This is a genomic window from Plantactinospora alkalitolerans, from assembly GCF_015690345.1.
GTDB classification, from domain to species: Bacteria; Actinomycetota; Actinomycetes; order Mycobacteriales; family Micromonosporaceae; genus Plantactinospora; species Plantactinospora alkalitolerans.
On record NZ_JADPUN010000260.1, the window covers coordinates 1 to 15,141 of the forward strand.

General features: G+C 68.9%; 11 protein-coding genes and 1 pseudogene. 3 read left to right on the top strand and 9 right to left on the bottom strand.

Annotated elements, in window-relative coordinates:
* Positions 1 to 350 precede the first annotated feature (350 nt).
* A complete protein-coding gene (locus I0C86_RS29880) occupies positions 351 to 1,301 on the top strand; it encodes a hypothetical protein (protein WP_196204654.1) in 951 nt (316 codons plus the stop codon).
* A gap of 77 nt (positions 1,302 to 1,378) precedes the next feature.
* Here the strand turns inward: I0C86_RS29880 and I0C86_RS29885 are convergent, their stop codons facing one another.
* The 8 genes and pseudogenes from I0C86_RS29885 to I0C86_RS29915 form a co-directional block, all read right to left on the bottom strand.
* Positions 1,379 to 3,418 (bottom strand): beta-galactosidase, encoded by a 2,040-nt coding sequence (locus I0C86_RS29885; RefSeq protein ID WP_196204655.1) that lies wholly within the window; start codon positions 3,416 to 3,418, stop codon positions 1,379 to 1,381.
* Between the two features lie 149 nt (positions 3,419 to 3,567).
* Positions 3,568 to 4,254 carry a DUF624 domain-containing protein gene (locus I0C86_RS29890; protein WP_196204656.1) on the bottom strand — a complete coding sequence of 229 codons (687 nt, stop codon included), beginning with the start codon at positions 4,252 to 4,254 and terminating at the stop codon, positions 3,568 to 3,570.
* Positions 4,247 to 4,726, bottom strand: a complete 480-nt coding sequence (locus tag I0C86_RS29895; RefSeq protein WP_323373924.1) for a GH39 family glycosyl hydrolase — start codon at positions 4,724 to 4,726, stop codon at positions 4,247 to 4,249. The genes I0C86_RS29890 and I0C86_RS29895 overlap by 8 nt, the downstream gene beginning before the upstream one ends.
* Before the next feature lie 128 nt (positions 4,727 to 4,854).
* A pseudogene (locus I0C86_RS43925) lies at positions 4,855 to 4,980 on the bottom strand (hypothetical protein); the annotation flags it as partial.
* Positions 4,981 to 4,983: 3 nt separating this feature from the next.
* The gene (locus I0C86_RS29900) at positions 4,984 to 6,636 is read right to left on the bottom strand and encodes an ABC transporter substrate-binding protein (RefSeq protein WP_196204657.1); all 1,653 of its coding nucleotides are present in this window, start codon (positions 6,634 to 6,636) and stop codon (positions 4,984 to 4,986) included.
* Positions 6,637 to 6,676: 40 nt separating this feature from the next.
* Positions 6,677 to 7,582, bottom strand: a complete 906-nt coding sequence (locus tag I0C86_RS29905) for a carbohydrate ABC transporter permease (RefSeq protein WP_323373925.1) — start codon at positions 7,580 to 7,582, stop codon at positions 6,677 to 6,679.
* Positions 7,579 to 8,577: an ABC transporter permease gene (locus I0C86_RS29910; protein ID WP_196204658.1), complete on the bottom strand. Its 999-nt coding sequence runs from the start codon at positions 8,575 to 8,577 to the stop codon at positions 7,579 to 7,581. Before I0C86_RS29910 ends, I0C86_RS29905 begins: the two co-directional genes overlap by 4 nt.
* A complete protein-coding gene (locus I0C86_RS29915) occupies positions 8,574 to 10,943 on the bottom strand; it encodes a beta-xylosidase/alpha-l-arabinosidase (RefSeq protein WP_323373926.1) in 2,370 nt (789 codons plus the stop codon). Before I0C86_RS29915 ends, I0C86_RS29910 begins: the two co-directional genes overlap by 4 nt.
* Positions 10,944 to 11,272: 329 nt before the next feature.
* On the opposite strand from I0C86_RS29915, the gene I0C86_RS29920 reads away from it, so the two are divergent.
* Positions 11,273 to 12,310 (top strand): LacI family DNA-binding transcriptional regulator, encoded by a 1,038-nt coding sequence (locus I0C86_RS29920; protein ID WP_196204660.1) that lies wholly within the window; start codon positions 11,273 to 11,275, stop codon positions 12,308 to 12,310.
* Positions 12,311 to 12,634: 324 nt separating this feature from the next.
* Positions 12,635 to 14,221, top strand: a complete 1,587-nt coding sequence (locus tag I0C86_RS29925; RefSeq protein WP_196204661.1) for a DHA2 family efflux MFS transporter permease subunit — start codon at positions 12,635 to 12,637, stop codon at positions 14,219 to 14,221.
* A gap of 108 nt (positions 14,222 to 14,329) precedes the next feature.
* Here I0C86_RS29925 and I0C86_RS29930 read toward each other — a convergent pair whose 3' ends face one another.
* A complete protein-coding gene (locus tag I0C86_RS29930; RefSeq protein ID WP_323373927.1) occupies positions 14,330 to 15,076 on the bottom strand; it encodes an IclR family transcriptional regulator in 747 nt (248 codons plus the stop codon).
* Positions 15,077 to 15,141 lie beyond the last annotated feature (65 nt).

The window sequence follows — 15,141 nt, forward strand, 5'->3', positions numbered from 1 at the left end:
CCCGTTATCTGCGCTCGCACCTGCTCCCCGCGCGGGCCGCCGTGACCCCGGACCGCCGACGCGGACGATCCGGGCGCCCCGGCAGCGGCGCGGCCCGCCCGACGGGTACTCGAGACCGGAAGGTGACCGGTTCAGCCGTCGGGAGCGGGACCGGTCCGAGAGGCAGGGGTGCCGCCCCGGGCAGGAAGGGTGCCACGCCGTCCACATCCGGACGGGGTGGAGTGGCCGTTCCGGTTCCGGCAGATTCGGCAGACGAGGCGAAGGTATCCGCGAGGACCCGATCCGCTGGGGACGGTGCGAAGCTGGCGTCGGTCGGGTCCGAGCCGGCGTTGGCCGGGTCCGGGTCGCGGTTGGTCGGGTCCGGGCCGAGCAACACGCGGCTGGCGCTGCTCGCCGGGGGCCTGCTGGTGGCTCTCCTGGCCGGCTTCGGGCTGGGGCGCATTGGTGCCGGCGACGGGCGGACCGTGGGTGTCCAGGCGACCGCGCCGGCCGGCGGGATGTCGTCGCAGGGCGGGCCGGCCTCGGCGACCGACGGACACCAGCATCCGTCCGGCACCGGTCCGCACACCCATCCGGGCGACACCGGGCCGGCGCTGGTCGCCGGTACGACGGTCAGCGCGGGCGGGTACACCCTCGAGCCGGTATACCGCGGCCAGCTGACGGGGGCGACCGCGGACTACACGTTCCGGATCGTCGGGACCGACCGGCAGCCGGTGACGCGGTTCGTGACGGTGCACGAGAAGCCGCTACACATGATCGTCGTCGGGCGGGACCTGGCCGGATACCAGCATCTGCATCCCGTGATGGCGCCCGACGGCACCTGGACCGTCGCCCTCAAACTGGCGCGGGCCGGCGGGTACCGCATCTACGCCGACTTCACGCTCACCGGCGCCGACGGCGCCCCGGTGCCGCTGGTCCTGGGCGTCGACCACGTCGTACCGGGCGCGCACACGCCGGTCGCGTTGCCGGCGGCAAAGCCGCAGACGACGGTGGGGCCGTTCACGGTGTCGATGGAGGGCACCGCCACGGTGGGCGTGACCGCGCCGATGACCTTCCGGGTGAGCCGGGAGGACGCGACCGGGCCGGCACCGCTGGAGCCCTACCTGGGCGCCTACGGCCACCTGGTCGTGGTACGCGAGGGCGACCTGGGATACGTCCACGTACATCCGGAGCCCGAACTGGTCGACGGAGCGGTGAAGTTCTGGCTCACGGCGCCGAGTGCGGGTCGCTACCGGGCATTCTTCGACTTCCAGGTGGCAGGAGAGGTGCACACCGCCGAGTACACGATGGACATCGGCTGACCGCCGGCCCGTCCGGGCGGTACCTCCCGCCCGGGGCACGGAGAGCGGCCGATGTCGCGTACCGTCCGGAGTCCCGGCTACGGGGTCGACGTCCGCAGCACCATCACCCCGTACGGGCCGAGCCCGATCGGCTGGCCGTACTCGATCGGATCGCCGGAGAGCAGGTCGGTCCCGCCGGTGTGCGCGACGACCTCGACCGGCTCGGCACGGTGGTTGAGCAGGAACAGCAGCCGCGTCCCGTCGGGAGCGACCCGGACGGCCGTTTCGAGTTCCGGCACGTCCGGATAGGGCCCGACCAGATCGTGTTGCTCCAGTACCTGTCGGACGACCGTGCCGACCCCCTCCTGGTCCAGCCCGGCGGCGACGTACCAGCCCAGGCCGGCGCCGAACCTGTTCCTGGTGACGGCGGGTGTGCCGGCGTAGAAGTCCGCCTGGTAGGAGCCGACCACCTCGGCACCCTGCGGGATCACCAGTTCGAACACCAGCCTCGATTCGACCTCCACCTCGACCCGACCGGCTCCGGTACGCAGCCGCACCGGGTTGACGACCTCCGGTTCGCGGGCGTCCCACTCGTCGATCCGGATGCCCATCAGCGGCCCGAGCGGGCCCGGTACGTCCATCAGGAAGGCGTTGTCGTGCTCGTCGACCCGCCCCGACAGGAAGGTCGTCACGACCGACCCGCCGCGTTCGGCGACCGCCTCCAGCCGCTGCGGCAGGTCTCCCTTGAGCATGTGCAGGGCCGGCGCGACGACCACGTCGTACGGGGAGAGGTCCGTGGTCACCGGGACGACGTCGACGTCGACGCCGGCGTCCCACAGCGCCCGGTAGTAGGCGAGTACGACCTGCTGGTAGCGGACCAGCCGGGAGGGGCCGTCGGAGATCTCCAGCGCCCACCAGCTGTCCCAGTCGAACAGCAGCGCGACCCGGGCCGGGGTCCGGGCGCCCAGCACCAGGCCACCGAGCCGGTCAAGTTCGGTCCCGAGCTGCGTCACCTCGCGGAAGACCCGGGTGTCGCCCCGTCCCGCGTGCCCGATGACCGCCCCGTGGTACTTCTCGCAGGCGCCTCGGGAGGCCCGCATCTGGAAGAAGAGTACGGCGTCGGCGCCGTGCGCCACCGCCTGCCAGCTCCACAGCCGCATCACACCGGGCCGCTTCAGCGGGTTCACGTCGCGCGACGCGGTGTAGCTCGGCGTCTGCTCCATCAGCCAGAACGGCTGGCCGCCCTTGAGCCCGCGCATCAGATCGTGTGCCAGCGCCATCTGGGCGGGCGACCGGTCGTCCGGCGGGTAGTTGTCCCACGAGGCGAAGTCGAGGTCCGCGGCCCAGCGGTGGTAGTCGATCGGCCGGTACATCCCCATGAAGTTCGTGGTGACCGGGAGGGCGCTGGACTCGCGGATCGCGGCCTTCTCGTCCCGGAAGTTGGCGAGCATCGCGTCGGACATGAACCTCAGGTAGTCCAGGGTGATGCCCTGGAACGCGGTGTGGTTCGGGCCGCGCCAGTGCTCGGTCAGCGCCGACGGCGGCTCGATTTCGTCCCAGTCGGTGAAGGTGTGGGACCAGAAGGTGGTGTACCAGGCGGCGTTCAGCGCCTCCAGGGTGCCGTACCTTGCGCGCAGCCAGTCCCGGAAGCCGGCGGCGCAGAGGTCGCAGTGGCAGGCGCCGCCGTACTCGTTGCCGACATGCCACGCGACGACCGACGGGTTGTCGGCGTACCGGGCGGCGACGCGTCGGGCCAGCTCGGCGGAGAGCCGGCGGAAGACCGGAGAGTTGGGGCAGGAGTTGTGTCGCTGTCCGAACCGGTGCCGGCGCCCCTCGAAGTCCGTCCGGGTCACCTCGGGGTACGCCCGCGCCAGCCAGGCCGGGTGGGCACCCGTGCCGGTCGCCAGGCAGATGTTCCGGCCCTCCGCTGCGGCCCGCTCGACGATCCGGTCCAGCGTCGAGAAGTCGTAGACGTCTGGCGCCGGCTGGGTCAGCGCCCAGACGAAGACTCCGAGCGTGACAGTGTCGATCCGCGCGGAGTCGAACAGCCGGTAGTCCTCCTGCCACACCTCCTCGGGCCACTGTTCCGGGTTGTAGTCGCCGCCGAAGGGCAGCTTCGAGGTTGCCGGAAGGTTCATCGGATGCCGCCCGAGAAACCCCTGGCTCTGGCCATGGGGAGGAACGGGCGGTCAAACGTTGCGCTGGGTCTCCACATGGCGTCGACACTCTCCAGGTTCGGGCCGTCGGTGGTGGCGAGCGATCCCCGGCGTACAGACCTGGGGAAGCGTCAGTCGACAAACTCCTCGTGGACCTCGGTGATCATCAGACGGCAGGTCGCCAGCAGCATCATGGCCAGGATCGAGCCGAGCAGCGCGAGCACCGCTTCGGAGGCGAAGTAGGTCACGCCGGCCGCCGCCACCAGCAGGCCGGCATTGCCCACCGTGACAGCGGGGCGCCGGCCCAGGAAGTACGCCGCGAGGCGCGCGATGTCTATCGCCCGGAACGCGAACAGCGAGGTGATCACCAGCGCGTTCGCCACCCACAGGCTCGCCGCCACCGCGATCAGCACCAGCAGCACCGCCCACCAGGCGGGCAGGTCGGTGGCCGGGAAGCTGGCGAGGTTGACACCCACGACGGTCAGGAAGGCCAGCCACGGGACCCAGATCCGCATCACTCCGGAGAAGTTCATCCGGTAGCCGCGCCAGAAGGCCGCCGCGGGCTTGAGGTCGGTGATGTCCCGGCTGCGCCGGTGCAGCGCGTACAGTGCGGCGGAGATGGCCGGGCCGAGCGGGAGCGCGCAGGCTGCGGCGACCGGGACATTGCTCGCGTCGCGGTCCAGGAGCACGAGCGGCACCAGGCCGGGCAGCACGGCGGCCAGCAACTGCAACTCGACGACGAGCAGGGTGTAGACGAGCGCGGCGATACGGGAGAGCGGCCCCTCCCCGAACTGCCGGGCCTGGTCAGTTTCATTCATAATCGGGTATCCGAATCTCGTCCCATTCGCCCCACGCCGCCCAGGCGTTGCCCGCTTCCTCGTGCACCGACGAGCGCAACATGAAGGCCGAGGCGGCGTCCAGGGGGATGGACAGCCGCAGTGGGTGCGGGTCGAGCGCCCACGCCAGCACGGTGACCCGGCCGCCGGCATCCCGGGTGACCAGGTGGTCGGCGCCGCGGGCCAGGATCTGGTCGCCGAGGCGGGCCATGAACGCGTACAGGTGGTAGGTGGGCTTCTTGATCTGGCGATGGGTGAGCAGGCCGAAGCCGCCGTGGAACAGCGAGGTCGGCACGCCCACCTCCTCGAACATGTCGCTGAAGGTCCAGTAGGAGAAGGAGTCAACCAGGTCGCCGCCGGCCGCCACCACCGGGGCCAGGTAGGCGGTGTGGTAGGCCGTGTCGTGGACCGGGTTGTCCGGCCGGTAGGACGAGTTGAACTCGGTGATGTGCACGGGCAGACCGGCCAGTGGGGTACCGGCGAGCCGGCTGACGAAGTCGAGCCGGTGGTAGGCGTCGGATGGACGCCGACGCCGTCGCTCAGCAGCCCGTGGCCGCGGATGTGCCGGAAGCCGATCTCCCGCTGGACCAGGGCGGGCGAGTCCCGGTAGTCGCGCCGCAGCGCGAGGTCGAACCGGCCGGTGCCGACGCAGGCACGCCATGCGTCGGACAACCGGCCGCTCGGTAGCTCAGGAACGTGGATCCGCAAGGATCAGCCGTGTTCCTTCTTGAACCGCTCGTAGGCCTTGTTGTGAACCTCGATCAGTTGGTCCATGTTCTTGCCCTTGAGCTCGGAGACGTACGCGTTCCAGTCGGACAGCGGCCGCTGGCCGAGGATGAACCTGAGCGACTGCTGGTTCACGTGGTCCTTCAGCGCCGTGGCCCACAGCGTCGTCTGCTCGCGCTCCTCGGGGGTGAGCGGGTGTGCCGGGTCTTCCGGGCGGAGCTTGCGCTGGGCCATCGCCTCCTGGAACTTCTTCTCCTCCTCGGTGAACTGGCTGTTGAGGAACTTGGTGCTGCCGCCGTAGGCGAAGACGCCGTTGAGGTAGCCGTAGTCCACGTTCAGCTTCTTGGACCCGCTGGGGTTGAGCCCCGCCCAGTCCACGTCGGAGGCGAGCTTGAGCGTGCCCTCCTCGGCGCTGCCGGTGAAGGTCTGGTCCTTGATGCCCCACTTGGCGAGCGTCTGGCCCTCGTCGGAGTACCACAGCCAGTCCACGAACTGCATCATGGCGACGAAGTTCTTGCTGTCCAGCGCCTTCTTGGAGATCATGACGCCGCTCTCCAGCCGGGTTTGCCGCTTGGTGGCGCCCATCGGTCCCATCAGCCGCGTGATCTTCTCCACCTTCGCGCCCGGGAGCCTCGCGGTGAGGTCCTTCCGGTAGCTGTTGATCAGCTCCTGTGCGTTGGTGCTGATCACGAACGACTTGCCGGTGCCGAACTTCTGCTTGGCCAGGTCGTCCTGCTGGGTGAAGCTCTCCGGGTCCATCAGCTTCTCGCTGACCAGGGTGTTGAGGTACTGCAGGATCTGCCGGTAGTTGTCCATCGCGCCGGGGAAGACGAACTTGCTGGCGCCTGGGTCCCAGTGGTAGGCCCGCCAGTCCCACCCGGCGCGGGTGTCGTACGCGTCGCTCATGTGCGCCAGCAGGTTGTTCGCGCCGGGCCCCTCCGGCGTGGTGCTCCACCGGTCGGAGAGCGGGTACACGTCGGGGTGGGCCTGCTTCATCGCCCGCAGCACGGTGGTCAGCTCGTCCCAGGTGGTCGGCACCTGCAGGTTGAGCTGGGCCAGGATGTCGGTGCGCATCGCCAGCGAGTAGTCCAGCCAGGCATCCTCGTGTAGCCCGGGCAGCAGATAGTACTTGCCGTCCGCCTGCTTGAGGGCCGCGTCGATGTCAGGCTGCAGGTTCCACTTCTTGACCTTGTCCTGGAAGTGCGGCATCAGGTGGACGTAGTCGCTGACCGGCAGGACCGCGCCCCCGGCGATGTACTCCTCCTCCGACGGGTGGTACGTCTTCGGGATGATCCACGGGGCGTTGCCGGCGGCGACCATCACGCTGCGCTTCTGGTTGTAGTCCGAGAGCGGGATGACCGTCGCGTCGAACTTGATGTTGGTGCGCTTGCTGAGTTCCTGGAAGAACGGCCAGTCGGCCTTGTACGGGTACCCGGGATTGTCCAGTATGGCAATGGAGAAGGTGAGCGCTTCCGCCGCTTTGAACTGGTCGCCGACGCCGTAGTCGTCCATGGCGCCGACCCGCTTGCCGTCGAGGTTTTGATCGCCGTTCTCGTCGCCGCTGCCGCAGCCGACGAGCACGAGGGTGGCGGCGCCGCCAGCGGCGGCGAGTAACTGGCGCCGGGTTAGCTGGTGCACGAGAACTCCTCTTTGGGTGGATGGTGGGAGGGTCACGGTGCTAGCCCTTGACCGAGCCGAGCATGACCCCGGAGACGAAGTACCGCTGGATGAACGGGTAGATGAGCATGATGGGCAGCGCGGTGAGTACGACCGTCACCGCCCGGATGTTCGCCCCGACCTGCAACGCGAAGTCGCTGCTCGAGGAGTTGTCCGACCCGGTGGTGGCGCCGACGATCATGTTGCGAAGGTAGACGGTGACCGGGAACAGGTCCTGCCGGTCCATGTAGAGGAAGGCGGAGAACCACGAGTTCCAGAAGGAGACGGCGTAGAACAGCACCATCGTGGCCAGCACCGCCTTGGACAGCGGCAGCACGATCCACAGGAAGGTTCGGTACGTGTTCATGCCGTCGACCGCCGCGGCCTCCTCCAGCTCCGTCGGGAGGCTTTCGAAGAACGCCTTCATCACAAGCAGGTTGAACACGTTGATGGCGTTGGGCACCACGATCGCCCAGATCGTGTTACGCATGCCGAGCGAGTTGACCAGCACGTAGTTGGGGATCAGGCCACCATTGAAGAACATGGTGAACACCGCGATCCCGACCAGCACGCCGCGGCCCTTCAAGTGCTTCTTCGACAGCACGTACGCGTAGCAGGTGGTCATCACCATCGCGATGGCGGTGGCCACGACGGTGTACACCACGGTGTTGCGGTAGTTGGTCCAGAACAACGAGTCGGTCATCACCCGGCCGTAGGTGGTGAGGTTGAACCCCTTCGGCCACAGGCTGACCTCGCCGGCCCGGATGGGCCCCTCCGCGCTGAACGACCGGGCGATGATGTTGGCGAACGGGATCAGGGTCACCACGACGATGACGGTCAGCACGACGCCGTTGACGGCCTGGAACACCCGGTAGCCCCGGGTCGGCCGGATCCCGCGCGGCCGGGACGTTTTCGCGACGACGCTCACCACAGGCTCGTCCCCACTGTGCGACGGGAGATGGCGTTCGCCGAGAGCACCAGCGTCAACCCGATGACTGCCTCGAACAGCCCGATCGCGGCGGCGTAGCTGAAGCTGCCGCCCTGGACGCCGACGCGGTACAGATAGGTGGAGATGACGTCCGCGGTCGAGTACGTCAACGGGTTGTACAGCAGCAGGACCTTCTCGAACCCGACCGCCATGAAGCTGCCGATGTTGAGGATCAGCAGGGTCACCATGGTCGGCCGGATGCCGGGCAGGGTCACGTGCCAGGTCTGCCGCCAGCGACTCGCGCCGTCGACGCGGGCCGCCTCGTAGAGGTTCTGGTCGATTGTGGTCAGCGCGGCGAGGTAGAGAATGGTGCCCCAGCCGACGGTCTGCCACATCTCCGAGGAGACGTAGATGGTGCGGAACCAGCCGGGCTCCTGGATGAACGCGACGGTGTCCTGGCCGACCGCCTTCAGCGCCTGGTTCACCACACCGTCCAGCGCGACCATGTCGAGGACGATGCCGGCCACCACCACGATGGAGAGGAAGTGCGGCATGTAGGAAATGGTCTGCACGGCCCGCTTCATCCAGCGGACGCGCACCTCGTTGAGCAGCAGGGCGAGGATGATCGGCGCCGGGAAGCAGAACAGCAGCGTCAGCCCGCCGATGATCAGAGTGTTGGTGAACACCTGCCAGAAGGTCGGGTCGCTCCAGAACAACTTGAAGTAGTGCAGCCCCACCCAGTACTCGCCGAGGAGCGCACCGCCCGCCTGGTACCGCCGGAACGCGATGACGTTGCCGAGCATCGGCAGGTACCGGAAAATCGCGAAGAACAGCAGCGGCAGGATCGCCAGCGAGTACAGCTGCCAGTCCCGGCGCAGCGCCCGCCGCCAGGTACGGCGGTGCGGGCGGGATCGGCGGGACCGGCCGTCGCGCTCGGGCTTCACCCCGACGCTCAACGTGTCCGGTGGTGGATCCGCCGTCCTGGACGTGCTCATGTTCGGGCCTCCGAAATCTGCGGGAGCGCGTCGCCGTGCTCGACAAGCGCCAGCGACTCCAGCCGCCGCTGGTGACCGATCTGGCGTTCGGCGCCGACCAGACGCAGCGGCACGGCGGCCACCATCTTCCCGCTTGACCGCCCGAACCGCAGCTCCACGTCGCCGGGCTCGACGATGCGCCGGCCGCTCACCCCGGTGAACGACGTGACGTCGGCCGGAACCACGAACGTCGCGTACGCGGACTCGCCGGGCTCCAGCGTCACCCGGACGTAGCCGACCAGCCGGACGACAGGTCTCGTGGTCTGCGCCACCGGGTCATGCAGATAGAGCTGTACGACGTCCGTGCCGGCCCGGTGCCCGGTGTTGCGGACCGTGATCCGGACGGACACCTCGCCGTCGACCGCCCAGTCGGCCGGCTCGCGGAGATCGGTGTCCGGGGACCCGAGGACGGTGGCGTCCTCCCACTCGAACGTCGTGTAGCTCAGACCGTGCCCGAACGGGAACGTCGGGGTGGGGTCGACGGACGACACCTCCGAGCGGTGTCCCAGCGGCGGGGCGAGATAGCTGGCCGGTAGGCCGCCCGCGTCCCGGGGCACGCTGACCGGCAGCCGGCCGGACGGGTTCACCGCTCCGGTGAGCACCTCGGCCAGCGCCTGTCCGCCCTGTTGGCCGGGGAAGAAGGCCTGTACGACGCCGAGCGCCGAGTCGAACTCGGCCCCGAGCGCGTACGGCCGACCGGTCAGCAGCACCAGGATCACCGGTGTGCCGGTAGCGAGTACGGCCCGGACGAGTTCGCTCTGTACGCCCGGCAGGTTCAGGTCGGCGGCGTCGCATCCCTCGCCGGAGGTGCCGCGTCCGAACATGCCCGCCCGGTCTCCGACGGCGATCACGCAGACGTCGCTGTCGGCGGCGGCGGCGACCGCCGCGGCGATGCCGGAGGTGTCGTCGCCGGTGACCGTGCAGCCGGGCTCGTAGCGCAGGTCCGGAACCAGCGGGCCGAGGGCGTCGCGCAGCGACGGGATCTCCAGCCCCGGTCCGTACTCGGGATGTTTCACGCCCACGTGTAGCGGAAAGGTGTAGCACCCGAGCATCGCCATCGGGTCGTCCGCGAGCGGACCCACCAGGGCCACCCGTTGCCGGGCGGCCAGCGGCAGGACCGCGTCGGTGTTCCGCAGCAGCACGATGGATTCCCGGGCCAGGCGTAGGGCGAGGTCCTGACCGGCCTCGTCGTCGAGGCGCAACTGGTCGACATCGTCGGGAAGCGGTTGCCAGTCCGCGTCGAGCAGTCCGAGCTCGACCTTCTGGATCAGCACCCGACGGAGAGCGCGGTCGATCAGCGCCTCGTCGACCGCGCCGGACTTCACCGCCTCGACGAGCGGCGTTCCGAAGGCGTCCACAGTGGGTAGTTCGACGTCGATCCCGGCTCGTAGGGCGAGCCCGGCGGCCTGGCCGGCGTCGCCGGCAACTCGGTGCAGGGTCTGGAGGAACCGTACCGCGAAGTAGTCCGCCACCACCGTGCCGGAGAAGTTCCAGTCGTCCCGGAGCAGCCCGGTCAACAGACCCGCGTCGGCCGCAACGGGCAGGCCGTCGATCTCGGCATAGGAGTGCATCACCGATCGTGCGCCGCCGAGCCGTAGGGCCATCTCGAACGGCGGCAGGACGACGTCGGCAAGCTCCCGGGGGCCCATCGGCACCGGGGCGAGGTTGCGGCCGCCCCGGGACGCGGAGTATCCGGCGAAGTGCTTGAGCGTGGCGACGACACCCACCGTCTCCAGCCCTCTCACGTACGCCGAACCGACCGTTCCGACCAGGTAGGGGTCCTCGCCGATCGTCTCCTCGGTACGGCCCCAGCGATAGTCGCGGGTGACGTCGAGGACCGGTGCCAGTCCCTGGTGGACGCCGGCGGCCCGCATGGACCGTCCGATTCGTTGCGCCATCTCCTCGACCAGTTGCGGGTCGAAGGAGGCTCCCCAACTCAACGGGGTCGGATACACGGTCGCGCGCCAGGCGGCGAAGCCGGTCAGACACTCCTCGTGCACCTGCGCCGGGATTCCGAACTGGCTCGCCGCCATGATCTCCGCCTGGTAGGCGGCCAGCGACCGGGCGCCGAGGACCGGGTCGACCGGTGCGGTGCCGAACGGGCGGGTCAGCTGGCCGAGCCCGTGCCGGATGGCCTCGCTCCACTGCGGTGCGTGGTCCATCATGTCGGACTGGTGCGGCGCGACGCCTTCACCCGAGGCGTCGGCACCGATCCACAGGCCGACGAGTTGGGCGATCTTCTCCTCAAGCGACATCCGCCCAACGAGTGCCTCGGCCCGGTCGGCGGGGCTGAGGCGGGGGTCGCGCCAGGGCTCGGCGCTGGTCACGGCGCGGCTGTGATCGACGGGTAACTGACTCCTCATGCCACCCCTTCGGTCCGATCATGGCGTCGTTGCTAACCGGCAGCGGGACTCATGTCGGTGTGTCTTCGAAAGTTTCGGAAATAGCTGCGTTACCTGTGCCGGGCAACTTAAGCGCCCAGTTAAAACGTGTCAAGGTTCTCCGAGCTGTCACCTCAGTGGATTGGCGCGAGTATGCTGCCGTGATCACGCTGGGCGGTGGTAGGGGCAGGCCCCGTCGATCTCACCCGCTGGACAGCCGGGGCGCTAGGTTTCGGCCTCGAAACTTTCGGTCACGTAGTGTGAGGGAAGCATCGATGACAAAGTCCCAGCCGATCGCCCGACCCGGGTCTGCGACGATCGCTACCATCGCCGACGAGGTAGGCGTCTCCGTGACCACGGTGTCCAAGGTCCTCAACGGACGCTCCGATGTGGGGGCCGAGACCAGGGCCAGGGTCGAGGCCAGCCTTCAGCGAAACCGCTACCGTCGCCGGTCCAGACGGCAGCCGACCGGCGCGGGGCAGATCGACCTGGTGTTCCACGAGTTCAACGCGGCATGGTCGATGGAGATCATTGGCGGTGTCGAGGCTGTGACGGCCACCGCGAACGTCGACGTGCTGCTGTCCCAGTTGGGTGGAAGCCACCGTCCCGCACAGCCGTGGCTGGACGGGGTGCTGACCCGCCGCCCGCTCGGCGTGCTGCTGGTGCTCTGCAATCTGACGGAACCGCAATACGAACAGTTGCAGCGCCAGTTGATCCCGGTGGTCGTCGTCGACACCGACAGCGCGACGTCCGCCCTCGTGCCGACCGTCGGCTCGAACAACTGGAACGGGGGCCTGCTCGCCACCCGTCACCTGCTGGAACTGGGCCACCGCCGGGTCGCGCTCATCTCGGGTCCGCAGGACGTGCTGTGCAGCCGCGCCCGGGCCGCCGGTTTCCAGTTCGCGCACGACGAGGTCGGGGTTCCGGTCGATCCCAACCTGGTGCGGTTCGGCAGTTTCTACGTCGATGCCGGCTACGGGCACGGGATGGAACTGCTGACCCGGACGGATCGGCCCACGGCGATCTTCGCCGGTTCCGACACGCAGGCCATGGGCGTCCTTCGGGCCGCCCAGCAACTCGGCCTGAAAGTGCCCGGAGACCTGTCGGTGATCGGTTACGACAACCTGCCGATGGCGGCCTGGACCGTGCCCGCCCTCACCACGATCAACCAGCCGCTGCGCGACATGGCCGGCACCGCCACCCAAATGTTGCTTGACCTGGCCCGTGGTGTCGGCGTGTCGACGAGCCGGATCGACCTGGTGACCGAGTTGGTCCTGCGAGAGAGCACCGCGCCGCCCGCCCACCACCGCTGACCTGGGAAGCCTCGCCGAATCCATCACTCCAGCTCGATCTGTGGGTCGGCGGCTCGCCGACCGCGAACGTCGGGTCGACCACCCCGCCGATAGCATGCGGCAACGCCATCGGGTACGCCGAGTCCGGTCAGTGGGATTCGAACAGGTGAGCCAGCGCACGTCTGCGTGGGGGCTGAGCCCGGCGATCGACAGGACCTGTGATCCTGGAGCCGGAAACTGGCGACCGGGGGACACCAGGGTCATCGGATTCCGTGCGGCCTACGCAGCCTGGCACGTCACTGCGTCGACATCGCCGCAACCGGACAGCTGGACCTGGAGAGTCATGTGACCAATCACGCCGCTGTGGCGCCCAACAAGCTCGACGGCGCCGTTCTCAAGATAGCCGGAGTGGTCGTGCTCGGCGCGATCATGTCGATCCTCGACATCACCGTCGTCAGCGTCGCGCTGCCGACCTTCCAGACCGAGTTCGACGCCACGTACGCCCAGGTCGCCTGGACCATGACGGGCTACACCCTGGCCCTCGCCACGGTGATCCCGCTCAGCGGCTGGGCCGCCGACCGGTTCGGTACGAAGCGGCTCTACATGCTCGCCCTGTTGCTGTTCACGCTCGGCTCCGTGCTCTGCGCGACCGCCGACTCGATCGGTCAGCTCATCGCTTACCGGGTGCTGCAGGGCCTGGGCGGTGGCATGCTCATGCCACTCGGTATGACGATCATGACCCGGGCCGCCGGCCCGGAGCGGATCGGCCGGCTGATGGCGGTCCTCGGCATCCCGATGCTGCTCGGCCCGATCGGCGGACCGATCCTCGGCGGCTGGCTGATCGACGCGGCGAGCTGGCACTGGATCTTCCTGATCAACGCTCCGATCGGTGTGGTCGCGCTCGTGTACGCCGCCTTCGCGCTGCCGAAGGACAACGCCGAACCGTCCGAGTCGTTCGACTTCGTCGGCATGCTGATGCTGTCGCCGGGTCTCGCCCTGTTCCTGTACGGCGTCTCGTCGCTGCCGGAGACCGGGACGATCACCACCACCAAGGTCTGGGCCACGATGCTGGCCGGCGCCGTCCTGGTGGTCAGCTTCGTGCTGTACTCGTTCAAGCCGCGGCACCCGCTGCTCGATCTCCGGCTGTTCCGGAACCGGAACCTGAGGATCGCGTCGATCTCGCTGTTCGTGTTCATCATCGCGTTCATGGGCGCCGGCCTGCTCTTTCCGAGCTACTTCCTACAGGTCGGCGGCGAGTCCACCCTGCGCGCCGGTCTGTTGATGGCGCCGCAGGGCATCGGCGCGATGCTCACGATGCCGATCGCCGGCATGCTGGCCGACAAGATCCCGGTCGGCCGGACCGTGCCGTTCGCGATGGCGCTGATCGCCGCCGGGTTCTTCGCGTTCACCCAGGTCGGTACGGACACCTCGTACTGGCTGCTGTGCGGCTCGCTGTTCGTGATGGGTCTCGGCATGGGCGGCACGATGATGCCGATCATGACGTCGGCGCTGCGGACGCTGACGAACCAGGACGTGGCCCGGGGCTCGACGCTGGTGAACATCCTCCAGCAGATCGGCAGCTCCATCGGCGCCGCGATCATGTCGGTGATCCTCACCAGCCAGCTGAACGGGTCGAACCCGATCCCGGGCCTGAACGACCCGAAGACCGGCGAGCCGATCACCGAGGCCGGTGCGGCGATCGCCAACCAGCACGGCGCGCAGTTGCCGCTGGAGCCGTCGATCATCCAGCGCGGTCTGGAGTTCGTGGCCGACTCCTTCGCCACGACGTTCTGGGTCGGCTTCGCGCTGGTGCTGCTGACGTTCATCCCGATCGCGTTCCTGCCCCGTCGACGCGTGGCGTCGCCCCTGTCGGCCGACCCGAGCGGTGACGGCGGCGAGGACCGCACGGCGACTCCGGTGTTGATTCACTGAGGTAGTCGTCGGTTCACCGACGCCGACCAGGACGGCAGACGCCAGTCGCCGGCTGCTGGGGGAATCCCCCCGGCAGCCGGCGACTGGCGCCTACCCGTCATCCGCCGCTCACAGTTCGCGGCCGATGCTCAACGCCACCGTACGGACGGCTGGACCGACCGAACGAAGGCTCAGCCCACCGGTCCGACCGGAGACCGAGACGGCCGCGACCGGCCGTCCGTCGGCGTGCAGGACGGCGCTCGCGACCGACGCCACCCCGAGACCGGATTCCTCGTTGTCGTACGCCAGGCCGGATTCCCGGATCCGAGCCAACTGCTGCCGCAGCAGGGCGGGCGCGGTGACGGTTCGGGGACCGACCGTCCTCAGTGGTTGGTTGCAGACGAGGGAGACCGCGGCCTCGACGGCGAACGCCAACAGCGCCTTGCCGACCGCGCAGGCGTGCGCGGGTAGCCTGCCGCCCACCTCGGACGGCAATCGGGGCCCGTCCCGGCCGCGCAGTATCTCGACGTAGACGACGTCGGTACCGGCCAGGACCGCCAGGTGCACGTCCTGTCCCGTCGCCTCGCGCAGATCCGTCAGGTACGGCAGGGCGATCGCCCGCAGGTCCCGCCGCCCGGAGGCGAGTTCCCCGAACTCGAAGAGCCGGACGCCGATCCGCAGCGACGTTCCGGTGCGGTCCAGGAAGCCGTAGGTCACGAGGTCGGCCACCAGTCGGGACGTCGTCGACTTCGGTAGGCCGGTACGGCGGCTGATCTCGGAGACCCGCAACTCGCGATGTCGGGAGTCGAACGCCCCGAGCACCGCCGACACCCGGGCGACGGCCAGATCGGGAATGTTCCGCTCAGCGGTACGCACCAGCGCAGCTCCTTGACAGGTCTGCCGGATCGTTGCTTACTAACGTACCAGTTCGTACATTAGCC

Bases quoted from the DNA above. Each gene is read 5' to 3' on its own strand.
- I0C86_RS29885 (WP_196204655.1), bottom strand. From the start codon at position 3,418: ATGAACCTTCCGGCAACCTCGAAGCTGCCCTTCGGCGGCGACTACAAC.
- I0C86_RS29890 (WP_196204656.1), bottom strand. From the start codon at position 4,254: ATGAATGAAACTGACCAGGCCCGGCAGTTCGGGGAGGGGCCGCTCTCC.
- I0C86_RS29910 (WP_196204658.1), bottom strand. From the start codon at position 8,577: ATGAGCACGTCCAGGACGGCGGATCCACCACCGGACACGTTGAGCGTC.
- I0C86_RS29920 (WP_196204660.1), top strand. From the start codon at position 11,273: ATGACAAAGTCCCAGCCGATCGCCCGACCCGGGTCTGCGACGATCGCT.